Source organism: Pseudomonas sp. SG20052 (assembly GCF_031766055.1).
Taxonomy (GTDB): Bacteria; Pseudomonadota; Gammaproteobacteria; order Pseudomonadales; family Pseudomonadaceae; genus Aquipseudomonas; species Aquipseudomonas mandelii.
In genome coordinates this window covers 2523480-2548875 of the sequence record NZ_CP134498.1, presented here as the reverse complement: position 1 = coordinate 2548875, position 25396 = coordinate 2523480, and the positions used below count along the sequence as shown (strand labels likewise).

22 protein-coding genes and 3 pseudogenes are annotated in these 25396 nt (G+C 56.6%); 15 read left to right on the top strand and 10 right to left on the bottom strand.

Translation table 11 applies throughout. From position 1 onward, the window contains the following. Positions 1-39 precede the first annotated feature (39 nt). Entirely contained in the window at positions 40-1137 is a 1098-nt protein-coding gene (locus tag RHP74_RS11580; protein ID WP_172792525.1) for a sugar phosphate isomerase/epimerase, read from the bottom strand. Beyond that, positions 1134-2273, bottom strand: a complete 1140-nt coding sequence (locus tag RHP74_RS11575) for a Gfo/Idh/MocA family oxidoreductase (RefSeq protein WP_311100464.1) — start codon at positions 2271-2273, stop codon at positions 1134-1136. The genes RHP74_RS11580 and RHP74_RS11575 overlap by 4 nt, the downstream gene beginning before the upstream one ends. 227 nt (positions 2274-2500) lie before the next feature. On the opposite strand from RHP74_RS11575, the gene RHP74_RS11570 reads away from it, so the two are divergent. From RHP74_RS11570 to RHP74_RS11550, 5 genes are all read left to right on the top strand, one after another. Further along, complete coding sequence (locus RHP74_RS11570; protein ID WP_083377072.1) at positions 2501-3505, top strand: LacI family DNA-binding transcriptional regulator; 1005 nt, start codon at positions 2501-2503, stop codon at positions 3503-3505. 80 nt (positions 3506-3585) lie between these two features. Next, entirely contained in the window at positions 3586-4080 is a 495-nt protein-coding gene (locus RHP74_RS11565; RefSeq protein ID WP_311099485.1) for a PaaI family thioesterase, read from the top strand. A 60-nt stretch (positions 4081-4140) separates the two neighbouring features. Beyond that, positions 4141-4701, top strand: a complete 561-nt coding sequence (locus RHP74_RS11560) for a hypothetical protein (RefSeq protein ID WP_311099484.1) — start codon at positions 4141-4143, stop codon at positions 4699-4701. Positions 4702-5044: 343 nt separating this feature from the next. Next, a complete protein-coding gene (locus RHP74_RS11555) occupies positions 5045-5764 on the top strand; it encodes an NAD(P)-binding domain-containing protein (RefSeq protein ID WP_311099482.1) in 720 nt (239 codons plus the stop codon). Between the two features lie 92 nt (positions 5765-5856). Next, positions 5857-6156 carry a hypothetical protein gene (locus RHP74_RS11550; protein WP_077750366.1) on the top strand — a complete coding sequence of 100 codons (300 nt, stop codon included), beginning with the start codon at positions 5857-5859 and terminating at the stop codon, positions 6154-6156. Positions 6157-6359: 203 nt separating this feature from the next. Here the strand turns inward: RHP74_RS11550 and RHP74_RS11545 are convergent, their stop codons facing one another. Continuing rightward, positions 6360-7214 carry a LysR substrate-binding domain-containing protein gene (locus RHP74_RS11545; protein WP_311099479.1) on the bottom strand — a complete coding sequence of 285 codons (855 nt, stop codon included), beginning with the start codon at positions 7212-7214 and terminating at the stop codon, positions 6360-6362. A gap of 134 nt (positions 7215-7348) precedes the next feature. On the opposite strand from RHP74_RS11545, the gene RHP74_RS11540 reads away from it, so the two are divergent. Beyond that, complete coding sequence (locus RHP74_RS11540; protein WP_172790700.1) at positions 7349-8224, top strand: DMT family transporter; 876 nt, start codon at positions 7349-7351, stop codon at positions 8222-8224. A gap of 181 nt (positions 8225-8405) precedes the next feature. Here RHP74_RS11540 and RHP74_RS11535 read toward each other — a convergent pair whose 3' ends face one another. Continuing rightward, a complete protein-coding gene (locus RHP74_RS11535; RefSeq protein WP_311099477.1) occupies positions 8406-8948 on the bottom strand; it encodes a DinB family protein in 543 nt (180 codons plus the stop codon). Positions 8949-9345: 397 nt separating this feature from the next. On the opposite strand from RHP74_RS11535, the gene RHP74_RS11530 reads away from it, so the two are divergent. Continuing rightward, positions 9346-9750: a DUF6632 domain-containing protein gene (locus RHP74_RS11530; RefSeq protein WP_172790698.1), complete on the top strand. Its 405-nt coding sequence runs from the start codon at positions 9346-9348 to the stop codon at positions 9748-9750. A gap of 86 nt (positions 9751-9836) precedes the next feature. On the opposite strand, the gene RHP74_RS11525 is transcribed toward RHP74_RS11530, so the two are convergent. Beyond that, a complete protein-coding gene (locus tag RHP74_RS11525; RefSeq protein ID WP_010459176.1) occupies positions 9837-10238 on the bottom strand; it encodes a RidA family protein in 402 nt (133 codons plus the stop codon). Positions 10239-10380: 142 nt separating this feature from the next. Between RHP74_RS11525 and RHP74_RS11520 the strand changes: the two are divergent. After that, positions 10381-10479: pseudogene (locus RHP74_RS11520) on the top strand (LysR family transcriptional regulator); the annotation flags it as partial. Positions 10480-11008: 529 nt separating this feature from the next. Here RHP74_RS11520 and RHP74_RS11515 read toward each other — a convergent pair. The 3 genes and pseudogenes from RHP74_RS11515 to RHP74_RS11505 form a co-directional block, all read right to left on the bottom strand. Further along, positions 11009-11443, bottom strand: coding sequence for a universal stress protein (locus tag RHP74_RS11515; protein ID WP_311099473.1), 435 nt, complete (start codon positions 11441-11443; stop codon positions 11009-11011). Positions 11444-11510: 67 nt separating this feature from the next. Then, on the bottom strand, positions 11511-14243 hold the full coding sequence (locus RHP74_RS11510) for a cation-transporting P-type ATPase (RefSeq protein ID WP_311099471.1): 2733 nt from the start codon (positions 14241-14243) through the stop codon (positions 11511-11513). 399 nt (positions 14244-14642) lie between these two features. Further along, positions 14643-15521 (bottom strand): annotated as a pseudogene (locus RHP74_RS11505) (LTA synthase family protein); the annotation flags it as partial. Between the two features lie 248 nt (positions 15522-15769). Here RHP74_RS11505 and nhaA point away from each other — a divergent pair. After that, positions 15770-16966 (top strand): Na+/H+ antiporter NhaA, encoded by a 1197-nt coding sequence (gene nhaA / locus RHP74_RS11500; RefSeq protein WP_145311107.1) that lies wholly within the window; start codon positions 15770-15772, stop codon positions 16964-16966. A 364-nt stretch (positions 16967-17330) separates the two neighbouring features. Next, positions 17331-18785: a TrkH family potassium uptake protein gene (locus RHP74_RS11495; RefSeq protein ID WP_311099469.1), complete on the top strand. Its 1455-nt coding sequence runs from the start codon at positions 17331-17333 to the stop codon at positions 18783-18785. 492 nt (positions 18786-19277) lie between these two features. Here the strand turns inward: RHP74_RS11495 and RHP74_RS11490 are convergent, their stop codons facing one another. Further along, on the bottom strand, positions 19278-20180 hold the full coding sequence (locus tag RHP74_RS11490; RefSeq protein WP_311099467.1) for a universal stress protein: 903 nt from the start codon (positions 20178-20180) through the stop codon (positions 19278-19280). A gap of 386 nt (positions 20181-20566) precedes the next feature. Between RHP74_RS11490 and RHP74_RS11485 the strand changes: the two genes are divergently transcribed. The 3 genes and pseudogenes from RHP74_RS11485 to RHP74_RS11475 all read left to right on the top strand — a co-directional run bounded on the left by RHP74_RS11485 (position 20567) and on the right by RHP74_RS11475 (position 22790). Then, positions 20567-21541, top strand: a complete 975-nt coding sequence (locus RHP74_RS11485; RefSeq protein WP_311099465.1) for a TerC family protein — start codon at positions 20567-20569, stop codon at positions 21539-21541. Between the two features lie 205 nt (positions 21542-21746). Continuing rightward, a pseudogene (locus tag RHP74_RS11480) lies at positions 21747-21917 on the top strand (LysR family transcriptional regulator); the annotation flags it as partial. Between the two features lie 363 nt (positions 21918-22280). Next, the gene (locus RHP74_RS11475) at positions 22281-22790 is read left to right on the top strand and encodes a YkgB family protein (RefSeq protein ID WP_077750358.1); all 510 of its coding nucleotides are present in this window, start codon (positions 22281-22283) and stop codon (positions 22788-22790) included. 46 nt (positions 22791-22836) lie between these two features. Here the strand turns inward: RHP74_RS11475 and RHP74_RS11470 are convergent, their stop codons facing one another. Beyond that, the gene (locus RHP74_RS11470) at positions 22837-23682 is read right to left on the bottom strand and encodes an AraC family transcriptional regulator (RefSeq protein WP_311099463.1); all 846 of its coding nucleotides are present in this window, start codon (positions 23680-23682) and stop codon (positions 22837-22839) included. 391 nt (positions 23683-24073) lie between these two features. Between RHP74_RS11470 and RHP74_RS11465 the strand changes: the two genes are divergently transcribed. Beyond that, the gene (locus RHP74_RS11465) at positions 24074-24646 is read left to right on the top strand and encodes a chorismate mutase (RefSeq protein ID WP_311099460.1); all 573 of its coding nucleotides are present in this window, start codon (positions 24074-24076) and stop codon (positions 24644-24646) included. Positions 24647-24777: 131 nt separating this feature from the next. Continuing rightward, positions 24778-25257: a phage infection protein gene (locus RHP74_RS11460; protein WP_083377083.1), complete on the top strand. Its 480-nt coding sequence runs from the start codon at positions 24778-24780 to the stop codon at positions 25255-25257. The last annotated feature ends 139 nt before the right edge of the window (positions 25258-25396 follow it).

Here is a 25396-nt window from a genome sequence, read left to right as displayed (position 1 = left end):
TGTTTTTCTTGTTGGAGAGAGAAGCGAATAACTTTTTGATCAGGCCTCGGGCAACCCCAGCAATCGTCGATTGAAACCTGCGTCCGACTGCACGCTGGCGAAATCGTCGAAGGCCTTCTGCGTCTTGCTGATCATGTGCCGCTCGATGAACGCCGCCCCTTCTGCGGCACCCTGGGCGGAGTCCTTCAGGCAACACTCCCACTCAAGCACGGCCCAACCGCTGAAGTCGTATTGGGTCAGTTTGCTGAAGATCGATTTGAAGTCGATCTGGCCATCGCCCAGGGAACGGAAACGTCCTGGCCGCTCAACCCAGCCCTGGTAACCGCCGTAGACGCCCGAACGCGCATCGGGGCGGAACTCGGCGTCTTTGACGTGGAACATGCGGATGCGCGCGTGGTAGCGATCGATGAAGCCCAGGTAGTCCATTTGCTGGAGCAGCAGATGGCTGGGGTCATACAAAATCGCGGCGCGTGGATGGTGATCCACCGCTTCCAGAAAACGCTCGAACGAGGCGCCGTCGTGCAGGTCTTCACCGGGGTGGATTTCGTAGCACAGGTCGACACCGGCCTCCTCGAAGCAATCAAGAATCGGCAACCAGCGTTTGGCCAGTTCGGCAAAACCCTGTTCGACCAATCCGCTTGGGCGTTGCGGCCAGGGGTAGACATACGGCCACAGCAGCGCACCGGAAAAGGTTGCGTGGGCCTTCAGTCCCAAGCGCTGACTGGCCCGGGCTGCGAGCTTCAACTGCTCGATGGCCCATTCGGTGCGTGCTTGCGGCTGGCCGCGTAGATGCGCCGGGGCAAAGTCGTCGAACAGGGCGTCGAACGCCGGATGCACCGCCACCAGTTGGCCTTGCAGGTGCGTCGACAACTCGCTGATCTCGACGCCTGCTTTAGCGCAGACAGCTTTCAATTCGTCGCAGTATTCCTGGCTTTCAGCGGCGCGCGTCAGGTCGATGTATTGCGTGCCCAAGGTCGGCAACTGAATGGCCTTGTAGCCTTGCGACGCCGCCCACTGGGCAATATTGGCCAGGGTGTCGAAGGGCGCTTCGGCGGACATGAACTGCGCGAGGAAGATCCCCGGGCCGCGCAGGCCTGCTTGAGAAGTAGGGTTCACGGGCGAGTGCTCCGGGTTCATTGAGGGCAGACCAGTTCGGTCCATTTCGTATCGCCACGATGACTGGCGATTACGGTTTCGATGAAGGCCATGCCGCGCAGCCCGACGTCGATGCCCGGCACGCCGGGGGCCACGTTGCCGTCGACGTTGCTGCGAATCGCCGTGGCGAAATCGCCGTAGAGGTTGGCCATGGCTTCCAGATAGCCTTCGGGATGTCCGGCCGGCAGACGCATGCGCCGGGTCGCGGCGTCGCACAACCAGGGTTGGCCGACACCGGAACGCAGCACGCGCATTGGTTGGTCAAGGGAACGATGGATCAGGCTCGACGGCTCTTCCTGGCGCCACTCCAGGCCGCCCTTGTCGCCGTAGATGCGGATTTTCAACGGGTTCTCTTCACCCGCGCAGACCTGGCTGGCAATCAACACACCACTCGCGCCGTCAGCCATCTTGAACAGCATCGCGGCATCGTCGTCCAGTTGCCGGCTGTCAACGTGGGTATTCAACATCGCGCACAGGTGCTGGATGGGCTGGTCCGCCACGAATTCGGCCAATGAAAAGGCATGGGTGCCGATATCGCCGATGCAGCCGCCCAACCCGGACTGCTCAGGCAGGTCGCGCCAGCCGGCCTGCTTGTTGCCCTGCCCCGCCACATCCTCGCTCAGCCAGCCTTGGGGGTACTCGACAATCACCTTGCGCACGGAGCCGATCACCCCGTCGCGAACCATCTGCCGCGCCTGCCAGACCATCGGATAGCCCAGGTACGTGTGGGCCAGGCCATAGAGGCGATCGCTGCGTTCAAGCACAGCCTTGAGCGGCAGCAACTCGGCCAGATTCAACGCCGCCGGTTTCTCACTGAACACATGAAATCCCGCACTCAGCGCCTGGCTGGCAATCGGCGCGTGCAGGTGATTGGGGGTGACAATGATCAGCAGCTCCATGCGCTGATCGACCGGCAGCGCGCGCTCGGCTTCCAGCATCCGCCGCCAGTCGCTGTAACAACGCGAAGCGCACAATCCCAGCGCGGCGCCGGTGTCCTGATTGTTGCGGGCGTCGCGACTGAACGCGCCACACACCAACTCAAAACGGCCATCGAGCCCGGCGGCCTGACGGTGGGCCTGACCGATGAAGGCGCCCTCCCCACCACCGACAAAACCCATTCTTATTTTTTTCACGGCAACACTCATCGCAACGTTTCTCTGTTTGAGGCGGTTTCCGGCGGCTTTTCAGGAATGCACCCGAAAGCCGATGTAACCGGTTACATCGTGACGGAAATCTAGGCCCTGTTTGACGAGGTGTCAAACCCCGGATGAATCTCCAGGAAAATTTCAGGGGTGGGCTTACCTGCGTTAAGCTCGCCCCTGCACAGTTCGATAACGAGGTGGTCTTGTCCAATATCCGCGAAGTAGCCAGGCTGGCCGGCGTCTCCGTCGCCACGGTGTCCAGGACGCTGAAGTCGCCTGAACGCGTGCTCCCCGACACGCGCGACAAGGTCAACGCCGCCGTGGAAAAAGCCGGTTATCGACCGAACCAGATGGCGGTGCAATTTCGCTCGCGCAGAACCGGCAACCTGGTGATTCTGGTGCCGACCATCGCCAACACGTTTTTCGCCAAGGTGATCAGCGGCGCGCAGCAAGCCGCCCAGCTCGCCGGGTATCGGCTGTTGCTGTGCGACACCCAGGGCCGCGAGGAAGTGGAACGGGAGTTTGCCGAATTGGTCTACGCCCATCAGGCCGATGGCGTGATCCAGTTGCGCGCCTACGACCCTTTCGAAGCGCCCTTCCCCAGCGCCGATTTACCGCCGATCGTCAATGCCTGCGAGGTGATTCAGGGCGGCCGTCATCCCACCATCAGCCTCGACAACCGCGCGGCTGCCAAGGCCATGACCGAACATTTGATCGAACTGGGCCACCGCCGGATCGGCCTGATCAAAGGCCCTAAAAGCAGCCCGCTGACCCGCGATCGCGTGGCCGGTTATCAGGACGCCTTGCAACAGGCCGGTATCACGTCGGATGCCGCGCTGATCTGCCATGGCGATTTCAGTCTGAAGGCCGGACATGACGGCGCCGCCGCGATGCTGGAATTGCCCGACCGTCCCACGGCGTTGTTTTGCGAAAACGATGAAATGGCCATCGGCGCGTTGAAACGCATCAAGCAACAAGGCCTGCGCGTTCCTGAGGACATTTCATTGGTGGGCTTCGACGACATCCCCTTCGCGGCGTACTGCGACCCGCCGCTGACGACCATCTCGCAACCCGCCGAAACATTCGGTCAGAAAGCCGTCGAGATGTTGATCGCGCTGATCGAGAGGAAACCGATCGAACAGCGGCATGTGGTGTTGCCGTTCAAGTTGACGTTGCGCAACAGCACCGCAGTTGTCAGGGCGCGCTAACGGATGACCAAAGTGACCGCACCCCGATACCAGCGTTAGAATCCGACGGTTGAGTTCATTCGTATGAGGAAGCGCCTGTCATGTCCAGTTTCGACAACTCTCTGCAAGACACCGCCGCGCCTGACGGCGTCTGTTACGGCTGCGGCAGCAGCAATCCGCACGGGCTGCACATCAAGAGCTTCTGGCATGCGGACGGCGTGCATGTCATGGCCGAGCACGTACCTGATCCCATGTATTGCGGCTGGCCGGAGTTGGTGTACGGCGGGTTGATCGCGATGCTGGTGGATTGTCATTCCAACTGGACGGCGATGGCTTATCACTACCGTGAGGAAAACCGCGAAGTCGCCAGCCTGCCCCGGATCAATTGCGTCACCGGCAACCTTGGCATCAAGTTCATCAAACCGACGCCGATGGGTGTGCCATTGACCCTGCGTGCCAGAGTGGAAGGCGATGTCGGACGCAAAACCCGTGTCATCTGCGAGGTCTATGCCGGGGACGTACTCACGGCGGTTGGCGATTCCGTTTTTGTCCGCGTGGATACCGATCAATTGGCGGCGGCGGCGCACAGTCGGTAGGACCTACCCGAAAGCGGAATCGATCCTGCGTGTGGGTCGCGTAATTTACAAGGAGGTGTCATGAGCAACTTCCCCATCGTGGCCACGGTACTCGCGATGATATTGGGGCTCTCCGTCACTCGCCTGCTGATGGGTGCGTTGACGGTGTTCCGCATCCGCCGCGTCGCCGCGCCTGATTGGGTGGCGCTGGTCTGGGCGGTCATGCTTTTCACGTCCCAGCTGGATTTTTGGTGGGCGGTCAACGCGTTGCCGACGATCAAAGCGACCTTTTCGTTTGCCGAGTTTTTATTGCTGGTGCTCCTGGCGCTCTCGCTTTTTGTCTCTGCCGCGTTACTGCTGCCCAGTCGAAGTGAGGACGAGCAAAGCGGGCTTCGCGTTTACTTCGAACAGGATGGGCGCTACGCACTTCTATCGTTTTCGACCTACCTCGTGCTCGGCCTCATCGTGAACGTCCTCTTCTTTCAGGTATCGCCGATGGCGCTTTGGGGGGCGCTGGATGTCGTCATGATTATTCTCCCGGTCTGCGCATTCAGGGCCAAATCGCGCAAAACGTATTCGACGATCACCCTGATTTATGTGCCCATTTCTGCCCTGGACGTCGCCATTACACTAACCAGCTAGGCGGGTCGTGGAAAGTGGCGCGGGTGGCCGCAACCCTGGAGGGTGAATAGACCATCTTCGCAGTTGGCGAGAGTCGGCGTGGCAGCTGTCCCATCCAGTACAAGCGAAATCAAAAGGCAGCAATCGGCCAAGAGGGTCCACCTCGCCAGCCGCCTCAGGGACGAGCTGGTTGGACGGCAACTGGCGAGGCGAACACATAGACAATAGCTTCCCTTGCTGAACACGCCTCACGCCGCTCATCAAATACCCCTGCTCGTCCGCCGCCTCCCTCGGCAGCTTTCGTTTAGACGTAAGCTCAACTACGGTGATTCCAAGACCGCTGTCCAACCGAGGAGCCCAGTGCATGTCCAGAATCTTCTCTCTGATGCTCGCCGGCCTGGTTCTGTACACCAGCCAGGCGATGGCAGACACCCTCAAGATCGGCGTGATCGGCGCCGGCAAGGTCGGCGGTACGCTTGGCACGCTCTGGGTTAAGGCCGGGCACTCAGTGATGTTTTCATCACGCCACCCCGAGGCGCTGGCGGACCTGGTCAAGGAGGCCGGCCCCAACGCGCGGGCCGGATCGGTCACCGAGGCCGCGGCCTGGGGCGATGTGATCGTGTTGAGTGTTCCCTATGGCGCCATGCCGGCGCTGTCCGAACAGTTGAAGGGCAAACTGGACGGCAAAGTGATATTCAGCACCAGTAATCCATTCGGCGGCCGTGACGCAGATGTCGGGCGCAAGGCGCTGGACATGGGCGTGGCCCTGGCGGATCAGCAGTATCTGCCCGGGGTGCACCTGGTGCGGGCGTTCAACGCCATTGGCTTCGCCTCAATGAAAGGCCTTTCCGGCAAAAACAAGGCGATTCCTGTTTTCGCCGACGATGCCCAGGCCCGGGATATCGGCGTCCGGTTAGTGCGTGATGCCGGATTTGTACCGGTGCTGTTCCCGCTGGCGCGCGCCAATGAAGGGTTGCCGGGCGGCCCGCTCAGCGGCGTCTGGCGTGAGGCCGAACTCAAGCAACGACGGGGCGTCGGTGAGCTTTGTCAGAATGTCGAGGCGACCTGCGCTGAAGCTCGCTAGTGTTGAAATCGATAGAGGGTCAGGTCCAACACCGTCTAATCTCAATGAAGCACAACCCCACACGGCTCGCCTCTTGATACAGGGGAAACGGGATGGCCAATAGAACAGCGCGCCAATGCTCGTCATGGGTCATACCCTCCCTGCTCGCCATCAACCTGGCGCTGATCGCGGGATGTTCCGGCAAAGCGTCCACCGCTCGCTATGCAACTTCAAGCGTGGGCTCAGCCTGCTATGCAAAAGCGCTTCCCACCGCTGGCGAGGGTGGCCTGGCTTGGGGCTCCACCTTGAGCATGGCGCGTAAAAAATCCATGGATAATTGCATCCGCTATGCCGGCCGATCCGGTGGCACGCCGACTACTTGCCAAGTGGTGTTGGCGGAGTGCAGGCATTGAAACCTATGCAAAGCCGAGGAACGACAGGATTACCACGACGACCACCACTAACCCGACGATGTAGATGATGTTGTTCATGAAACCCACCTCTCAACCAGAATAGACTGCGGCACGAAGGCTTACACCTACACGGTAGTGCAGCTTTGCTCGCAATGCCATTCAGCATGGGACGGTCGAGCCTGACAGTTTCCCTTGCTCGCGGACTAGAGCCGAAAATGCTGCTGCATGGCTTGGGAGAGCAAATCCACCGCTTCATCCCCATCTGAAGACGGCGATCGGATAAACACGACCTCATGCTCCGGTATGACGGGCAAACCGTCGAGAATCTGCATACTTTCCGTCACCCGGGCGCGGTCTATCAGACTGATCGCCAACCCGGCCTCCACGCAGGCCCTGACGGCCTGGTTGGACGGACTGTCCAACACCACGCGCCACCGGCGGCCGCTTTGTTTGAGTGATGCCACCATGGCTTGCCGATAAGGGCATTGCGCCGCATGCACGGCCAGTGGCAGCGGATCCATCGAGGCCAGCGACTTGTTTGCCGGCCCCACCCAGATCGGCGTGGTGGCGACGAGAAATTGCGCCTGCATGGTCAGCTGCCCCCTGGCTTGGGCAATCACCGCGGCCTGAAGCTTTCCACGCTGGACCTGGTCACGCAGCGAATCACTGGGGGCTGTCTTCAACTCCAGCACCACGTTGGGCCAGGCAGCGGCGAATGTCGGCAGGATGTCGCGGATGACATGGGCGGCGTATTCGTCGGGGACACCCAGGGTAATGCGTCCTGCCAGGTGGCTTCCATGCAGGTCGGCCAGCACCCGGTCATGGGTGCTCAGCAGTTCTGTCGTCGACAAAAGCAAACGCTTGCCCAGTGCGGTCAGGGAGACGGACTGATTATCGCGATTCAGCAAGCGCCCCCCGGCGACTGCCTCAAGCCGCTGGATATGCACGCTCACCGCCGCCGGGCTTTTATGCAGCTGCTCGGCCGCCGCACTGAATTTGCCAATCCGCGCCACCGCATGAAATGTACGTACCAGCTCGATATCGAGTATCGCCGTCATGATTTAATCTTCGTGAATGACTGCTGCACTTTATTTTGATTTATTAGATTAGGCCGATTTCGTAGCCTGTGGCAATGAACCAGCCCACACCGATCTCCTGTCAGCAGCAAGTCATCCCCCACTGGCGCCAGAAGATGCCGCTGCCGCTGCTCGAGGCGGCTTTGATTCTGACCTGGAGTTCCGGATTCGTCGGCGCGCGATTCTCGATGGACTATGCGCCCCCCTTGTTGGTGGTATTTTGGCGCTGCGTCGTGGTCACGCTGATCCTGTTTCCTTTCGTCGCCAGGCAATTGCGGCAAACCTCCCCTGCCGTGTTGCTGAAAAACGCCGGCATCGGTCTTCTGGCCATGGCCGGCTATCTGGCCGGCGTCATACAAGGCATAGCCCTGGGCGTACCGGCGGGCCTTGCCGCGGTGTTCGCCAACCTGCTGCCGATGGCGGTCGCATTGCTGGCCGCTGGCGTGCTGGGGCAAAAACTGGCCTGGCAAGTCTGGGCAGGGCTGGGCATCGGCCTGGTTGGGGTTGTGGTGGTGACGCTTGGCGCGCTGGCCTGGGGTAGCGCGCCCCTCTGGGCGTATGGCCTGCCGGTGCTCGGTACGCTTTCGCTCGCCATCGCGACACTCTGGCAGAAGCATCTGCACGCCTCTGAATCGCTGGACCTGCTGCCCAACCTGTGGCTGCAATGTTGCGTGTCGAGTTTTGCATTCGCCCTGATCGAGGGCACGCAAGGTAGCCTGGCGCCGATACCCGGCATGGGGTTTGCGCTGAGCGTACTGTGGACGGTGGGATTGTCTACGTTAGGCGGCTACGGGCTTTATTGGGTCTGCCTGCGCCGGGCGACAGCCACACGAGTGGCCAGCGTCTTGTACCTGAGCCCGCCCGTCACGATGCTTTGGGCCTGGGCCATGTTCAACGAACCGTTGTCATGGCAGATGGTGTCAGGCATGGCAGTGTCCGGGGTCGGCATCTGGATGGTGGTTCGGTCGGAGGCTCGGCAGGCTCGGCGGTAAAAGCTGATGGATGTTTCGGGGCAGAAGTTGCTCTTGCCGACAGACTGCAATCGGCTGTGGATTCAACCGGTCGATGCAACACATCTAAATTCTGTGTAAGCAGAAGGAGTGTTGCAGATGGCCACGCTGGTTTACCAGCCCGGTATGACATGAAAATCCCGGTCTAGCGCTGGTTTTTAGATTATGTGCGCGACTCGGAAGGAATGAGGAGGACCAGATCAGTATCGCCTACGTCGACACCCGCTTGTGACAGCAGAGTAGTAACTTGGCCTCGGTGATGAGTCTGGTGGTTGAAGAAATGCATGACCAAGCCATAAAAGCTCCTGTCAGCGGGGGTTCCTTTCATGCTTGTGTAATTGAGGGTGTAATCTAAATCCGCCTCTGTAATCGAGCGAGACCACTCGACAATCACCTGATCGAGCCAAACGCGATGTGCCGAAAGTTCTCGAATATTTGAGAGCAGTAACTGGTCGAGGCTTTTGGGGGCCGGGAGCTGTCGAATCGGCTCCAGAGCCAAGTGATTCGCCGGGTGCCTGGCAAATCGCTTTAGCCAGATAGTGTCCCCGGCCACCAGGTGATTCAACGTCCCGAGAATAGAACCAAAGAATGCTTTCCTATCCACTGATAGCTCTTCATCTGTCAGACTTCTGGCCGCCTCATAAACCTTTGCGTTCATCCAATCGTTATAGATAGCCATCAGGCAGATATGGTCGGTGCGGCCCATCGTGTTCATCCTTTGAGTGAATACTAGACAAGCGTTCCACGCTCATCTCGGGCCATTCTAGAGCAAGGCTTTTTGAATCGCCCTTGATTTCGTAGACACGTGACCGGCTACATCGGGTCGGTTGCTGCACTTCGCGACAGGCAACTATCGGCCAAAAACAGCCGGTGAACGAACCGATAGCTAATGAATAGCTATGCTTGGTCTACTGCCGGAACTGATTGAGCAGATGGGCTTTTCGACCATGGTGTATAACCCCCTTCAGCGGTCGCCCGACAGTCACAATGCCCGGTCTAGCCAGGCAAGATGACAGAGCAAGGAATGTAGTCGACCAAGCCCGTGAAGGTGTTATCACCCCACTTGAGGTCAACTTAGAGTTAGGCCCAAAGAGGAGTCCGCCATGACCGTAGTCGATCGCCTCAGGTATTTGCGCGTCGTTCTAGTTTTGGCTGGCCTCGCGTGCCTTGCTCTCTACCCACTGATGTTGTTCTGGCCGTCCGGCTGGGCCTGGCACGTCGGTCACTCGGACTACCCGATGATGATCGTTGGCATCTACGCCACACTTGGGGTGTTCTTGATCCTGGCCGCACGCGACCCATTAGCCAATCTGAGCCTAATCTGGTTCACCGTATGGTCTAGCGCCGTTCACGGAGGAATCATGACCGTCCAGGCGCTCACCCAGCCGGGGCAAATGGGGCACTTGGCAGGTGACGTGCCGGCGCTTTTCATCGTGGCGGTTGCCTTGGCCATCTTGACGCCCCGCTCGCAATTGGCTGCTCAGCCCCGGACACACAATGGGGCCTAAGAGCAGGTTTGACTGTCAGGATCGGGACGAAAATTGCGTTTCAGTAAAGCAACCACGGGCGAGCTGTCGATACGTCAGATCTAAGGTCATCCCGTGGTTTCTGGAAGCTTGGCGATCACCTTGATCTCGAACTGGTAACCGTAGAGCCACGTGACGCCGACGCCGGTCAGCGTCGGGTGCGGCGCGTTACCCCAGAACTCTGGCAGAACCTTCCAGATCGTCTCGAACTTTGATTCGGGATCGACGATGAAGACGGTGACGTCAATCACATCGTCGAAGGTGCAACCGGCAGCGCCCAGGATTGCATTCAAATTGTTGAACGCGAGTCGAACCTGGGCCTCCAGATCGGGTTCGGGCGAGCCGTCTTCGTTACTGCCGACTTGTCCCGACACGAATAGGAAACCATTGGACTTGATAGCCGGCGAATAGCGATTGCGCTCATAAAGCGCCTGGCGTCCGGGTGGAAAAACAACATCACGCTGTGTCATAGGTGCCTCCATCAATGGGTCTAATCAGACCCGGAACAAACGATGTCGAGACTGTAAGGACTTGTGCCTGGGCGATAAACAAGCAACCGTAGCTATCACTGTTTGTGAAATCCAAACAATCTGATCGATAGCCGGGGCAGCAATGGACCGTTTTGATGCAATGCAGGCATTTGCTCGAGTGGTGGAAGCGGGCAGCTTCACCAAGGCAGCCGAAACACTGCACATGAGCAAGACCACTGTGTGCGTGCCGGAACGAGTGAAAGATAGAGACTTCATGATGGAACAGCTGCTGATGACACAGCAATAGGCTCGTTGACTCTAAACGAGTCACAGGTATTTTCATTAGGGGGGCATGAGTAAGCAAATGCGCTTTAAGCATTTCCAAGCATGATGCCTCTGCTTGATTGAGCGCGATATCACTATAATGAGTGGTGGGCAAAGCCGCGAAGGTTGGAGTGCCAACCACGAGGGCCGACCACCCTTTCGGGTGCCGACGCGACCCCGCCCATTACGCAGGCAACGCGATAACATTGTCACAAAGGCCCTAAACAATATTGGATTCGCCGAGGGTCTTCTGTTGGGGAGCAATCTTAGGCTAATCGATATCACGTCATTGTCGAGAAGGCATTTGATTCAAAAAATATCAACACCCCGCTCGTCATAGGGCTTCATGGTCGGCGAAAGGGCAAGGCTCAATCAAAACCGCTCCAAAACAACTGCCTTTGACAATCCAGTTATGGGTGCCGTGAAATCAAACCATTCACGATCTCTTATTTGACTAAGGTGATTGGTAAATTCGAGAGCTGAATCACCTTTGCCGCGACAGAGCCCAGAAAAATCCCCGCCAAAAAACCATTGCCATGCGAACCTAGGATGATGCTGTCACATCCAAGGGAATGCGAACACGCCACAATTTGGCTGGCTGCATCGCCTTGTAAGGTATGGAGCGCGAATGCAATCCCTTCATGCTTCAGAAGCACCTCAGCTTTTTGTGAATCCTCAGCACTTTTATCCCCATAGTAACGATCACGCTCATCCTCGCTCATGTCGAGTGCGATTCGAGTTGGTAAAAGTGGCTGCACATTCACCAGATGTACCTCAACACTACCTCCCAGTAATCCGCCATCTTGGATCAGCCCAATAAGGTAACGCACCGCGCGCTCCGAATGCTCGGAACCATCGACCGCTACAAGTATTTTATGCATTTCAAAATCCTCTTTCAGTGGCATGAAGATGCTTGTCGTTTAGGGTATGCCCAGCATGCAACCCGTTCTACTCGGACAAGCGGATTCGAATCTGTTTTTCTATCTCGATTACCGCAAACAGCGCAACACCAACCCCGATGATCAGCAGGCCATCAAGGAAGGGGACTGCCTCTGTTGCAAACACCTTTTGCAGCGGTGGCGCATACGTGATGGCGAACTGAGCGAAGGTAATCACTGTGACGGTCATCCATACGACCTTGGTGCCGCGAATACCCTTCCAGGTAAGCGACGTGCTGTAGAGATTACGAATGAAGAACAGATGGAATATTTCCATCACGACTAACGTGTTCACCGCGATGGTTCGGGCCAACTCCACGGAGTAGCCACGGTCGAGCGCATACGAAAAAATACCGTAAACGCCGCAGAGGAACAGAATGGAAACAAGCACCATATGCCAGACTAAGGCTCCGCTTATGAGTGGTTCCTTGCGTGAACGAGGTGGTCTGCGCATGGTGTTTTCTTCGGTAGGTTCGAACGCCAGTGCAATGCCAAGTGTCACTGCGGTAATCAGATTGATCCACAGAATCTGTATTGGCGTCACCGGCAGCGTAAGGCCGAGTAGCAGGGCCACGATGATGGTCATGGTCTCGCCCGCGTTGGTAGGCAGCGTCCAGCTCAGCACTTTCTTGATGTTGTCGTAGACCGTCCGGCCTTCGCGAACCGCAGCGACGATGGACGCGAAGTTGTCATCGGCCAGCACAAGGTCTGCGGCTTCCTTGGCGGCTTCACTGCCTTTTCCACCCATGGCGATACCGGCATCGGCGCGCTTTAGCGCTGGTGCATCGTTCACTCCATCGCCGGTCATGGCCACTGTCATGCCATTCGATTGCAGCAGCATTACCAGTCTGAGCTTATGTTCTGGGCTGGTGCGCGCAAAAATATTAACGTGCTTTACCGCCTCCTTCAGAGCGACATCGTTCATGGTGTCGAGGTCTACGCCGGTCAACACACTGTCGGGATTTTGCAGGCCAATCTGGCGACCGATAGCGGCGGCGGTACCGCCGTGATCGCCAGTGATCATTTTTACGACAATGCCTGCTGCTTGGCATTGTTGAACTGCTTTTATCGTCTCGGGTCTAGGCGGGTCAATCAGTCCGACCATGCCTAGCAGGGTTAACCTTCCTTGTACGTCCCCAAACTCCAACACGGTGTGCTCGGGAGGAACTGATCTAACTGCAAACGCCAATACACGCTGCCCCTTGGCCGCAATGGCGTTTGCCTGTTCGTGCCAGTAGTCCGCATTGAGCGGTTCAGTCCCGCCAGCGTTTACGAGCTGCTGCGTGCTCATGGCCAGTATTTGCTCTGGAGCGCCCTTCACATAGATAGATGCATGTCGATCATGGTTGTGATGCAGTGTCGCCATGAAGCGGTGTTTCGCGTCAAACGGAATGGCATCGGTGCGGGGCCAGGCCCGATGATCTTCATCACTATCGATACCGGTCTTTCCGGAAAATGCCAGCAAGGCGCCCTCCATCGGGTCTCCCTCCACTTTCCATAAGTCTTCGTGCAAGCGCAGTACAGCATCGTTGCAAAGGCCGGCGGCTCGCCCCAATTCTGTCAACGCAGGGTGAGTCGGTAAGTCGACAAGCCGATTTGCAAGGCTAATGCTTCCCGCTGGCTGATAACCTGCGCCATCGACCGTGAAGATGAGATCGTTGGTTACGACCGATGCCACCATCATTTCGTTGCGGGTGAGTGTGCCAGTCTTGTCAGTGCAGATGACGGATACCGAACCTAGCGTTTCGATGGCTGGCAGGCGACGCACAATGGCGTTGCGACGAGCCATTGCCCTAACTCCGACAGCCAGCGTAATGGTAAGGACGGCAGGCAGCCCTTCAGGTATCGCCGCTACTGACATCCCGACCACGACCATGAAGATATCGGTGAACGCGTAGTGCCCGACATAATGGCCGAACACGAGCAACAACCCGCCCACTAACAAGATCAAGATTGTCAGCCAGCGCGCAAATACGTTCATTTGCTGCACCAGCGGAGTGGTCAGCGTTTCTACTCCAGCAAGCAGCGTGCTGATGCGTCCGATTTCAGCAGCTGCTGCAGTCGCAACGACAACCCCTGTTGCTTGCCCGCAAGTCACGAGTGTGCCGCTGAACGCCATGCAAGTACGATCACCCAAGGCTGATTCGAGGCCCACTGGTAGGGTATGTTTCTCTACTGGTACGGATTCACCGGTAAGAATGGCTTCTTGAATCTGTAGTCTGTTCGCATGCAGCAGGCGTAAATCAGCAGGGACTTTGTCTCCCGCCTCCAGCAATACGATATCGCCCGGTACCAGCTCCTCGCCCACAATACTTAAGCGTTGGCCTGCGCGGATCACGGCGGCGTGCGGTGCCAGCATCTGCCGGATAGCGTCCATGGCTTTTTCCGCTTTGCCTTCCTGGACGTAGCCAATGATTGCGTTTGCAATGACCACCGCCAGAATCACCACCGTATCCCACAGATGTTGCAGCATCGCGGTAATCGCAGCGGATCCTAGAAGCACGTAAATCAGAATGTTGTGAAATTGCAGCAGGAATCTGAGCCACGCAGGTCGACGTGCTGCTTCTGGTAGCCTGTTGAAACCAGTGCGGGCAAGCCTGGCTTGAACTTCGGCGGCCTCCAGCCCAACATGCTCATTGACCTCAAGTAGGTTCGTCACCTGCTCTGCAGGCAGGGAGTGCCAGGCCACGGAATGCGGAGGGATTGGTGTTTGCTCAACTGCTGCATCGACCACCTGATTCATCAATAATTATCTCCTGTGCGCACAGCTCAACTGAATCGGGCTGAGGTGGTCATGAGCGAGCGTGGCTATATCAGAATGCTGAAAAATCGTTCGTCGTTCTTACATTCTCTATGTCATCTAGCTGATACGAACTAAAAGATACATGCAACCAATCGCTTGATGATTATTGACTTAAATCAAATTGTTGGCAGTCGGTAGTGTGACAAGATATTTTACTGAGCAAGCTCTTCTTCGATCTAAGTTTCTGGTGATTAAGGGTGTCAGCTCCCTGATATTATTGTTTAGTAAGTTCGATCTGTAAGCCTTTTGAATACCGTTACTGCAATACGTTGATAAATCATTACGTTACAGTCCGCCTATTGGTTGCACTCGACGTCAGAGTGCAACCATACGGGGTACCTAGCTTGATTGAGCACCGCTGTCGACCGGATTCTCATCCAGCACTTCTAGTGCTTCTGGTAACTCGGTAATCACGCTGAAGTCGCTCACCTCAACGGCACCCAATCCATAGCCCAACAAGTGGAACGAAAACGCCTTACGCGACTGCGGATTGTCAAAACTAAAGTCCATCTCCAGTGGCTGGTCTGCAGTGACGACCATTTCGGCTGGCAGGCCCAGTTGGACATCCTGTTCCAGCTCCTTGGCCTTGAGCAGTATGTAGGCGTTCTGTTGTGGATCTACCGAGCGCACGGTCAGACGCACGCGAGTATGTGAGCCCTTGGGCATTTCCAGGTACTGAGCACCGATAAGGTTATCGGCCCAGTCATCCTTGATCTGCGCCTGAAGCGGTATGATGGCGGGACTGCCGAACTGGTAGTGCTGGTTCAACGGTGTCCGGAGCAGAGAGTGATCCAGTGACGTCGCTCTGGCTGCGATCTGGCGGGCGCGTTTGCCTCCATACTGACCAGTCAAGGTCGCACGCTCGGCAATGAAGCCGGCGCTGGCGTAATACCGACAGCGCTGTTGAAAGTCACACTCGGTCAAGGTGCCTTGGCCATCGTGATAGCGCAGCTTGTCGTTGGTGAATGACTTGATTTCGCGGCCCGTTTCATAATCACGAAACAGGGAACGACCGCTCAAGGCTGAGGGGACGGGCAAGGCGAAGTAGTCGAGTATCGAGGCACTCGGATCGACATGCCCGTAGACGCCAGCCTTCACCCTGGGCAACTGATCCTGCTCGGGCGCTAGCATTAGGTTGAAGCCCCATGAGGAAGCCAGGCGCACACCATCTATGCCGTGGGACTCGTCCGAGGTGATTACCACCAGGGTGTCTTTCAAGTCAAGCGATGGGAAGACTGATCTGGATATTCAAAAAGGGCAAGGGGTATGGAAGCGATGGACGGCATGGATATTGTTCCGCGTGCCAATAGGTTCTGGTCTAAAACCCCATTCCAGAGCACTGAATGAAAAGTATTAATGCTTGGTTATGGCCTTGAACATTAACTGTTTCAGGCTGTTTAACGCCGCCATGTTCGTGTAGGCCAGATGTTAATATATTACCTTTTTAAGTGATCCCAAGGACGTTGATGACCAAGCATCAAGCTAAAGCCGAAACCCCTAGAGCAGCCGCGATTCTGGCTCGCTTCCTATCGTCGGAATCCGCTGGCGGTCTCATGTTGATGGGTGCCGCTCTGGCCGCTCTGATTGTTGCTAACTCGCCTCTATCCCAGAGTTACTTTGCAACCTTGCACAGCGTTTGGATGGGCATGTCTGTCGAGCATTGGGTGAATGATGGTCTGATGGCGATCTTCTTCCTGATGGTCGGGCTCGAAATCAAACGAGAGGTGCTGGCCGGTGGGCTTTCCACTTGGGGGCAGCGCGCCTTACCTGGATTTGGTGCTTTGGGCGGCATGGTTGTTCCAGCGCTGATCTACATCGCAATAAACTGGGGTAATCCTGAGACCTTGGGGGGATGGGCGATCCCGGCCGCTACTGACATCGCATTCGCTTTAGGTGTTTTGTCGTTACTGGGCAAGCGAGTCCCGACTTCGCTGAAAGTGTTTCTGGCTGCCTTAGCGATCATTGACGATCTGGGCGCGGTGGTGATCATCGCCTTTTTCTATACGTCGGGCCTTTCCATGCCGATGTTACTGGCCTCGCTTGCGACCCTCGTCATTCTGATCGCAATGAATCGATTGGGCGTAAGGCGATTGTTCCCGTATCTCCTGATCGGTGGTGTGCTGTGGTTCTTCGTGCTGCAATCGGGTGTACATGCCACGCTGGCGGGTGTCGCTGTGGCGCTGTGCATCCCCATGGGCAAGCCAGAAGAGGAAGCCCGGTCTCCGCTGCTTTTCCTGGAAGAGAAGCTGCACATGTGGGTAGCGTTCGCTGTGGTGCCGATTTTTGGTTTCGCCAACGCAGGTGTTTCATTGGCCGGTATTTCGATGGAGAACCTGGTCGATCCGGTTCCGCTGGGTGTAGCTCTGGGGCTGTTGGTGGGCAAACAGGTCGGTATTTTCCTATTGGCTGCTCTGGCCATTCGTATGGGCCTGGCCAAGCTGCCGGAAGGGAGTACCTGGATTCAACTCTATGGCGTAGCACTGTTGTGCGGCATTGGTTTCACTATGAGCCTATTCATTGGCAATCTGGCGTTCGCCGGATCAGCTCTTTTGATTGATGAGGTCAAGGTCGGTGTATTGATCGGATCGATTCTGGCAGCGTTGGGCGGCGTTATAGTCCTTCGCCGCAGCAGCGTCCTAACGAGTGCTGCCGTAGCCAAATAATCTCTCTTGATACGACCACAGTATTTCTCGAAGCCTAGAAATACTGTGGTTTAGAAACCTGCGTCAGCGAAGCAACAAGACAGGCATGCTAGCTATTAGAAGCACTGTCTTAGTCGTGTTATCCACCAGAAACGGTTGGATGCCCATAAAAGCCCGGCCAAGTGCCGGTTTTTTTATTCGCCAGCTAAATGTTTCTCAATGAAATGCGAGGAATTTTTTGAGCTCATGAAGGCGAGCTAGGTTCTGCCACTTAACAACCGATCCTTGTTTGACTGATTGCCCGTAGAAATTTTACGCAAAATTTACGGAGCTTTAAAATTGAGCATTCGATACTACGCGGCGCTAATTTAGCAGGCTACTATCTATGTCCCTCGCAGCAATGCGGCTCATCGGCTTCATCCTAGGCATTTTTCTGATCACGCTGGCCGTAAGCATGGTTATTCCCATGATTACGCTGGTCGCCTATGAGCGTAGCGACGATCTGTCGGCCTTTCTCTGGTCAAGTTTGATTACCTTAATCAGCGGTCTTCTTTTGATCGTGCGTGGGCGCCCTGATACTGGCCAGCTCCGTCCGAGGGATATGTACCTGTTGACGACTGGCAGTTGGGTGGTGGTGTGTACCTTCGCGGCGTTGCCAATGGTGTTCATCAGTCACATCAGTTACACCGACGCTTTCTTCGAAACGATGTCCGGCATCACAACCACGGGCTCAACTGTCCTGAGTGGTTTGGATACCGCTTCACCAGGATTGTTAATCTGGCGCTCGATGCTGCACTGGCTGGGTGGTATCGGCTTCATCGGCATGGCTGTGGCGATCCTTCCACTGTTGCGAGTGGGTGGCATGCGTCTTTTCCAGACAGAGTCCTCAGACTGGTCGGAGAAAGTGACGCCACGTTCCCATGTGGCCGCCAAATACATCCTCTTTCTCTATCTGGTACTCACTGGCGCCGGAGCACTAGCTCTCTGGATCGCTGGGATGACGCCGTTTGAAGCGGTCAACCACGCCATGTCCTTGATCTCAACTGGCGGATTCTCTACTTCGGACGCCTCACTGGGGCATTGGACGCAGCCAGCGATTCACTGGGTAGCGGTGGTCATCATGATTCTGGGTAGTCTGCCGTTTACCTTGTACGTCGCGACATTGCGCGGCCATCGGCGTGCGCTGCTGAAGGATCACCAGGTACGCGGATTTCTTGGATTCTTGATTGTGACCTGGCTGGCTGTGGCGACATGGCTATACTTTCACAGCGACTACGTTTGGTGGGATGCATTTCGTATTGTGGCGGTCAACGTGACCTCGGTCGTCACGACCACAGGAGTTGCAGTTGGTGATTACACACTATGGGGTAGTTTTGCCGTTCTGTTGTTCTTCTATCTGACGTTTGTCGGTGGATGCTCAGGCTCCACGGCTGGCGGACTGAAAATCTTCCGCTTCCAAGTTGCTGCCGCCCTACTCGTGAGTAGTTTGAAGCAGTTGATCCATCCTCGAGCCGTAATTCAGAAGAAGTACAACGGTCATCCGATTGACGAGGAGATCTTGCGCTCACTTTTAACCTTCTCGTTTTTCTTCACCATCACCATTGCCATAATCGCCTTAGGGCTGGCTCTGATCGGGCTGGACTGGACGACTGCTTTAAGTGGCGCCGCTACTGCAGTATGCAACGTTGGACCAGGCCTGGGCACGATCATCGGGCCTGCCGGTAACTTCTCATCACTACCTGATGCAGCAAAATGGTTACTGACCATCGGCATGTTACTGGGGCGGTTGGAAATCCTGACTGTGCTGGTACTTATTACGCCGGTCTTTTGGAGGTATTAGCCTACCTATCGTGATTTTGAGACCGGGAAAGTCTCCCATGTGGTGTGGGTGACGAAAATCTAATCATCGCTTAGCATGAGGAATGTGCATTCCGCGCAGCCCAAAACCTTAAGGAAAGTTTCCCACGTCTCGTTTGGCTCAATATGGATGGCTGAATGTAGTTAGAAATCTTGTACGTAATAAGGCATTGCCTCTAGAAACACTATCTTACAATTAATGTTTGAGACGATTGCGCTAAGGGTTAGCGGTTTTAAGAGTCATCTATACCGATGACAATCTCATCATCGATCGCACCATCAGCAGGGCATCTACTTAGCTCATGCTCATCGATGCTGAATAAGAGGGTATATAAGTTGGCCTACCTGAATACTTGGTAATCGAGGGGTCATATGCGTGTCTTCATAGACCGCCTAAGGGTCAGCTGAAGTCAGCAGCCTGGGTCAAAACCAGATCAGCTCCAACAGCCGGCTGCGATAGTGGCGTTTTTTCCGTTCAATGATCCGCTTCTCCCTTGATGGCCAGAACGCTGCAGGGCACCTGATACAGAACATGCTCCGTGGTACTGCCAATCAGCTTGTCCACCCCTTTGTGATGGGTATTTCCCATTACGAAGACATCGGCTCGAGTATGAATGGCAAACTCGGCCATCGCTTTGGTTGGCGGCCCTGCAATGAAGTGTTGTCGCTCAGGTGGCACGCAGTGGCGTCCAGCCAAGGCAATGAAGCACTTTTCAAGTGACCGGCGCACGTCGTTGCTGAAGCCTGGCATCGTCACGGCGCCAGCACCTGCATCAGAGAAATGTGTGTGTGTCAGTTCGTAAGCATACAGCATGTGCAATTCAGCATCACATTGCGTCGCCAGTTCCTTCGCCGCCTGAATGACGCTGTCGTTGATTCCGCTGATCTGACCCTCTGGATGCGATGGATCAACCGCCGCCACAATCACCCGAGGAAGCGGACACCTGACTTCGCTGACCAGATGTATGGGGGTCGGACATTCGCGCAACAATTGCCAATCCAAAGGCGTGACGAATAAGCGTTTGAGCGCTGATTCATGATGTACGCCCTTGATAATCAGGTCCGGCTGCATTTCAGCCACATGCTCAAGGATCGCTTGCAGCGGGTCGCGGGTCAAAGCAACTTCGGTGGTCACATTGATGCCCTTCCTGCGCATGAGTTCGGCCTCATCCGTCAACCACTGCAGGTTCTCCTGCCGGCAACTCTCACGAAGTTGTTCGCTGTTGCTCATTAACCGCATAAGGTCGAAGTCTTCGATGAACACAGCGATATGCAGCGCTGCGCCTGTAGCGTCGGCCAGTGCGATTGCCCGTTCCATCGCCGGCGAGTGACGCATGGTGGGACCTGCGATCAGAAAGAGTCGTTGATACAGCCTCATGTGACACCTCCAACGTTCCGGGTTATCCGCTAGCGCCCCCAGCACTCTCGCTTGTCCCACCATTGGCGATCTTTGATCGCCTCAACTATCTGGATCGACACTATCAATATACGCCTGCTTCACCGGCTTACCAGTTGCCATGACTGTCGAAGGGGGTAGCAGACCTTTTCATCACGATCGAGCAGGAGACGGGACTGCAGGAAACGCGTGCCACGCCACCCGCCTTGACCACGGGGCATAACCAATGCGGTTGCTGGTAGTTGAGCACTTGAATCAATACTTCGTAAAAATCGAACTATCCCCAACGAATAAACGATTTTTGTTGTGGTAACAGGCTCGCTAGCATGACTCCTCCAGCCTATTGCTGCTTCATGCGGAGACAGTAAATGACCGCCATCAGCGTCGGCCAATCCTGGATGTGGGCCGCCTTCATCGTGTTCGTCCTTGCCATGCTGGCGCTCGATCTGTTCGTCTTCGGCGGGCGCAAGGCGCATCGTGTTTCGGTCCGCGAAGCGCTAGCCTGGGTCATCGCCTGGGCCAGCCTGGCACTGGTCTTCGCCGCTCTGCTCTGGTGGTATCTGCACAGCCATGTCGGTGCCGAAGTGGCCCAGCGTACAACGCTCGAATTTCTCACCGGCTACCTGATCGAGCAGTCGCTGTCGATCGACAACATGTTCGTTTTCGTCATGATCTTCGGCTACTTCGCCGTGCCGCCAGAGTTGCAGCGCCGAGTCCTGCTCTATGGCGTGCTTGGCGCCATCGTCATGCGTGCCGGTATGATTTTCGCCGGTGTCTGGCTGGTGCAGGAGTTTGCCTGGCTGCTCTATGTCTTCGGTGCTTTCCTCGTCATCACCGGCATCAAGATGCTGATCTTTGCCAACCAGCAACCAGACCTCGAAAAGAACCCTTTGCTGCGCTGGCTGCGTAGCCATCTTCGCATCACCGACGGCTTTCACGGCGAGCGCTTCTTCGTGCGCCAGAACGGCCTGCGCTGGGCGACGCCGATGTTCCTGGTGCTGGTACTGATCGAGGCCAGCGACCTGGTGTTCGCGGTGGATAGCATCCCGGCTATCTTCGCCGTCACCACCGACCCCTTCATCGTGTTCACCTCCAACATCTTCGCCATCATGGGCCTGCGCGCACTGTATTTTCTGCTTGCCGACATGGCCGACCGCTTTCACTTGCTCAAATATGGCCTGGCCATCGTACTGGTGTTCATCGGCGGCAAGATGCTGGTCGCGCCGTGGTGGCACGTGCCGATTCAATGGTCGCTGACCACAGTCGGCGGCATCATCTTGGTTTCCGTCCTGTTGAGCCTGACTTTAACGAAGAGCAAAACACGGGTTATGGGAGAGCAATGATGAATCAGAGATGTTGGCGCTGATGCGGTTTTGACCCAGGCTACTGGAAATCAATGACCTACCCGAATACTTGGTAATCGATGGTCTTATGCGTGTCTTCACAAACCGCCTCGTCACGGATCTAGTGAATGACCGTTTTAGGCGATTTCAGCCAGTCGTAACCGGCTGAAAACGGCCAAAAGCGGACAGTTACGCAGGGTTAGAAGCGCGCGGCGAGTGAGTGCCCCTGTTCGAGAACTGGAGACTCGATCCGATGCCCATCTACGTGGCATTTCCACCAAATCGGCATATCAGTATCACACTGCGCGTGTTTATCGATTGGGTTGCTGAGCTGATCGCACACCATGCGCCGGTCAGCGACGGACATGACTCGTGAATACAGCGTTGGGGAATTCGCCATGGCGGTCGCTTTGTCCAAATGATCGCTGTGACGGCTCCCACCACAATCAGTGCGATGCACCTCCGGCACCGAGGGCCCTGGTAAATACAACAGCAGCCCCAGGCAGGTCGCGAAGATCATTTCCAGGGACAGCAACAGGCTGGCCAGTGTCATGGGCAGGCGCCGGGACGCGATGGTCCAGCCGCCCTCCTCTTTTCAAGACCTGAAGTGAGTCAAGACGATCTGCACAGTTCTCAATACGTTCAGAAGCCAAGAGCGTGGAGTCAAAGGCAACACTGTGTCCACTCCCAACGTAAACCGCGCTGGGTTTGAATCCCCACATTATTGGAAGCCTGAATCATGACTACCTTGAACAATGAGAACTGCAGAACGACCGGCGTCACTCAGAAAGCATCGCTCGGGGTTAGAACCACGGCGATCGGCACCTACGGTGCTTACGTTGCTCTGGCCATCATTTACTTCTGGTTCGGCGGCATGAAGTTCACGCACTATGAAGCCGAGGGCCTGGTCCCGTTGGTAAGCAACAGCCCTTTCCTCGGTTGGGTCTACAACATTTTCAGTGTGGATACGTTCTCCAGTCTGCTCGGTATCCTGGAAGTCTCGATCGGTCTTCTTATTGCGGGGCGCCTGCTGTCACCCAAGCTTTCATTGATCGGGGGTGCGTTGTCCGCCGGATTGTTTTTCACGACCTTGAGCTTCATGTTGTCGACACCTGGCGTGATTGAACCCGGCCTCGGTTTCCCGGCCATTTCGGTTGCACCTGGTCAGTTTCTCCTGAAGGATATCGGCTTGCTTGCCGCTTCGGTTTTCGTGGCCGGCCATTCTCTGACTGCACTGGAATCGCGTTGAACCGATGATTTGTCCTCCATGAACGGCCTGAAACCGCTCGAGGTTTTCAGGCCATTTCCCCATCAGCCTCTCCTGCCGAATCCTTCATCCAGTCCCGGGGGCTGTAGCCCGTCTTGCGACGAAAAGCGCGGGCAAGCGCCGAAGGACTTTCATAACCGACCTCGGCGGCGATCAGCGTGATCGGTCGCCCTTCACGCAGACGCTTCTGCGCCAGGCTGATACGCCAACTCAACAGATAATCGGCCGGTGTCTGCCCGATGACGGCCCGGAAATGCACGGCATAGGCCGCGCGCGACATATTTGACTCGCTCGCAAGCTCGGCAATCGACCAGGGACGATGCGGTGCGTTTTGAATCTGGACCAGGGAGCGCGCCAATCGTGAATCGGCCAGCCCGGCCATCATTCCGGTGTGCAACTGGTGGTGGTCGAGCAGATGCCGAAACAACAGGATGATCAGCAATTCGAACAAGCGATCCAGCGCAGTCTCCCTGCCGCAATGTCCGCCCGCCGCCTCAACGAACATCCATCTCAACGTGTCGGCCAGCATCGGTAGCTCATCCAGGGGCAGCACCAGCAAATCGGGTAACGAAGCCGACAGCGGGTTATCGACCCCACCCTCGAACTCCATTGATGCGCACAGGAGTTGAGCCCCTTCGGGCTCATTGGCGAACAGTTGATGCCGGCGTGGTCGGGGCAGAAAAATCAGACTGGGCCGAGTCAGCAGCAAGTCCTTGCGATCGAGCCCCTGCAACGTGAGGGCACCGGCCTGAAGCAGGTGAATATGACCCCGCGTGTCAGCACCATCGTAAGACGCCATGCCGCAAAGCTTGCCGTTGTAAAAGAGGTTGGCGCGCACGCCGAACTGCGACAACAGTGTAGACAAGCGATCCATGGGCGATCTCTGGGCGAAGTGTAGACACGAAAGAGCATATCACCGAGGGGGTTGCGGTCCGATTAGGTCCTTTCCCCACGCGGCGGGTATCAGCAGGCAATTGGCGAATGAGACCGGCGCATCGACCTCAGGTGTCCACCCGCTTGCGCTTTTGACCTCGCGCGCCAGTGGGTCTGCGGCCCGACTGAAAGAGCCTGTTTCAACAACACTTACAAAAAATGAACATGCAGCCTGACTGTCCATGAGTCTGCACAGTGCAGACTGAAATCAGTATGTTTGTTCTGAGTTCCAGTCTGACTCAGCGGGCGCTCCAGGCGTTGTATGCTTGGCGCACCTGTGTGATACACAACACCTGATTGTGTGAGTCCTGAGTTCTGACGAGGTTTTGCTTATGCCCCACTCCCCACGCATCCCGCAACTGCTGGCCTGCGTCCTGATCGGTTTTTTCGCTGGCGGCGCACAGGCGAGCACGCCCTCCCCAGCGCCCGAGAGTTTGCAACCGCTGCTGGTGACGATGAATGAGCGACTGAACATTGGTGATTTGGTGGCGTTGGCCAAGTGGGACAGCGGCAAACCCATCCAGGACAGTGCCCGAGAAGCGCAAGTGATCGCTAACGCCAGGAAGATGGCGGTTAAACGCAAACTGGACCCGGAACAGGTCGCCGAGTTGATCGCCGCACAGATCGAAGCCAACAAGCTCGTGCAGTACGGACTGCTCGCCAATTGGCGGGCGGCCGGCAAGGCGCCTGACACACCGCGGCCGGACCTTGCCAAACAGATCAGGCCCCAACTGGATGAGCTGCAAAACCGGCTGTTGCAGCAATACGCTGAGTTCGCGCCCTATCGCAAAGACCCGAACTGCCCCAACTGGCTGGGCGAGGCACGCGCCGGCCTGATCAAGGACCAACTGCATGGTCAGGCATTGATACGCGCGACCGGGGAGCTGTGTGTCGCCGATCAGTGACAGGCCGACGGTAGTCTCGGGCAGCCATTGACTGCATCAATAGTCACCATTAACTCAATGAAGTTCTCTTAAAAACTCCGGGGCGTAACATCGCCTCCATACCAAACAACTACACCCCGGAGCACACCATCATGAAACGCCAAATCCTTCTCAGCATTGCTTTCTCGGTTTTTGCAGTTAACGCTTTCGCCGCTACCTCTGCTCACCCGGTTGTCGCTGAAGGCGGCTCGGATCGTCTGATTGAAAGTCGTGTGGCTGAGGGTGGTTCGGATCGTCTGATTGAAAACCGCGTCGCCGAAGGTGGTTCCGACCGTCTGATCGAGAACCGCGTCGCCGAAGGTGGTTCCGACCGTCTGATCGAGAACCGCGTCGCCGAAGGTGGTTCCGACCGTCTGATCGAAAACCGCGTCGCCGAAGGTGGTTCCGACCGTCTGATCGAGAACCGCGTCGCCGAAGGTGGTTCCGACCGTCTGATCGAGAACCGCGTTGCCGAAGGTGGTTCCGACCGTCTGATCGAAAACCGCGTCGCCGAAGGTGGTTCCGACCGTCTGATCGAGAACCGCGTCGCCGAAGGTGGTTCCGACCGTCTGATCGAAAACCGCGTTGCCTGAATGAATGGCTTCACAGCGGTACCCATCAAAAAGCCCGGCCTGACCCGCCGGGCTTTTTCGTGAGCTACTTTTAGTACATTCGCATAGCCGCCAGTCGATCTTGGCGGCACTATCAGGGTCTTGCAGCAAGCCATCGGGC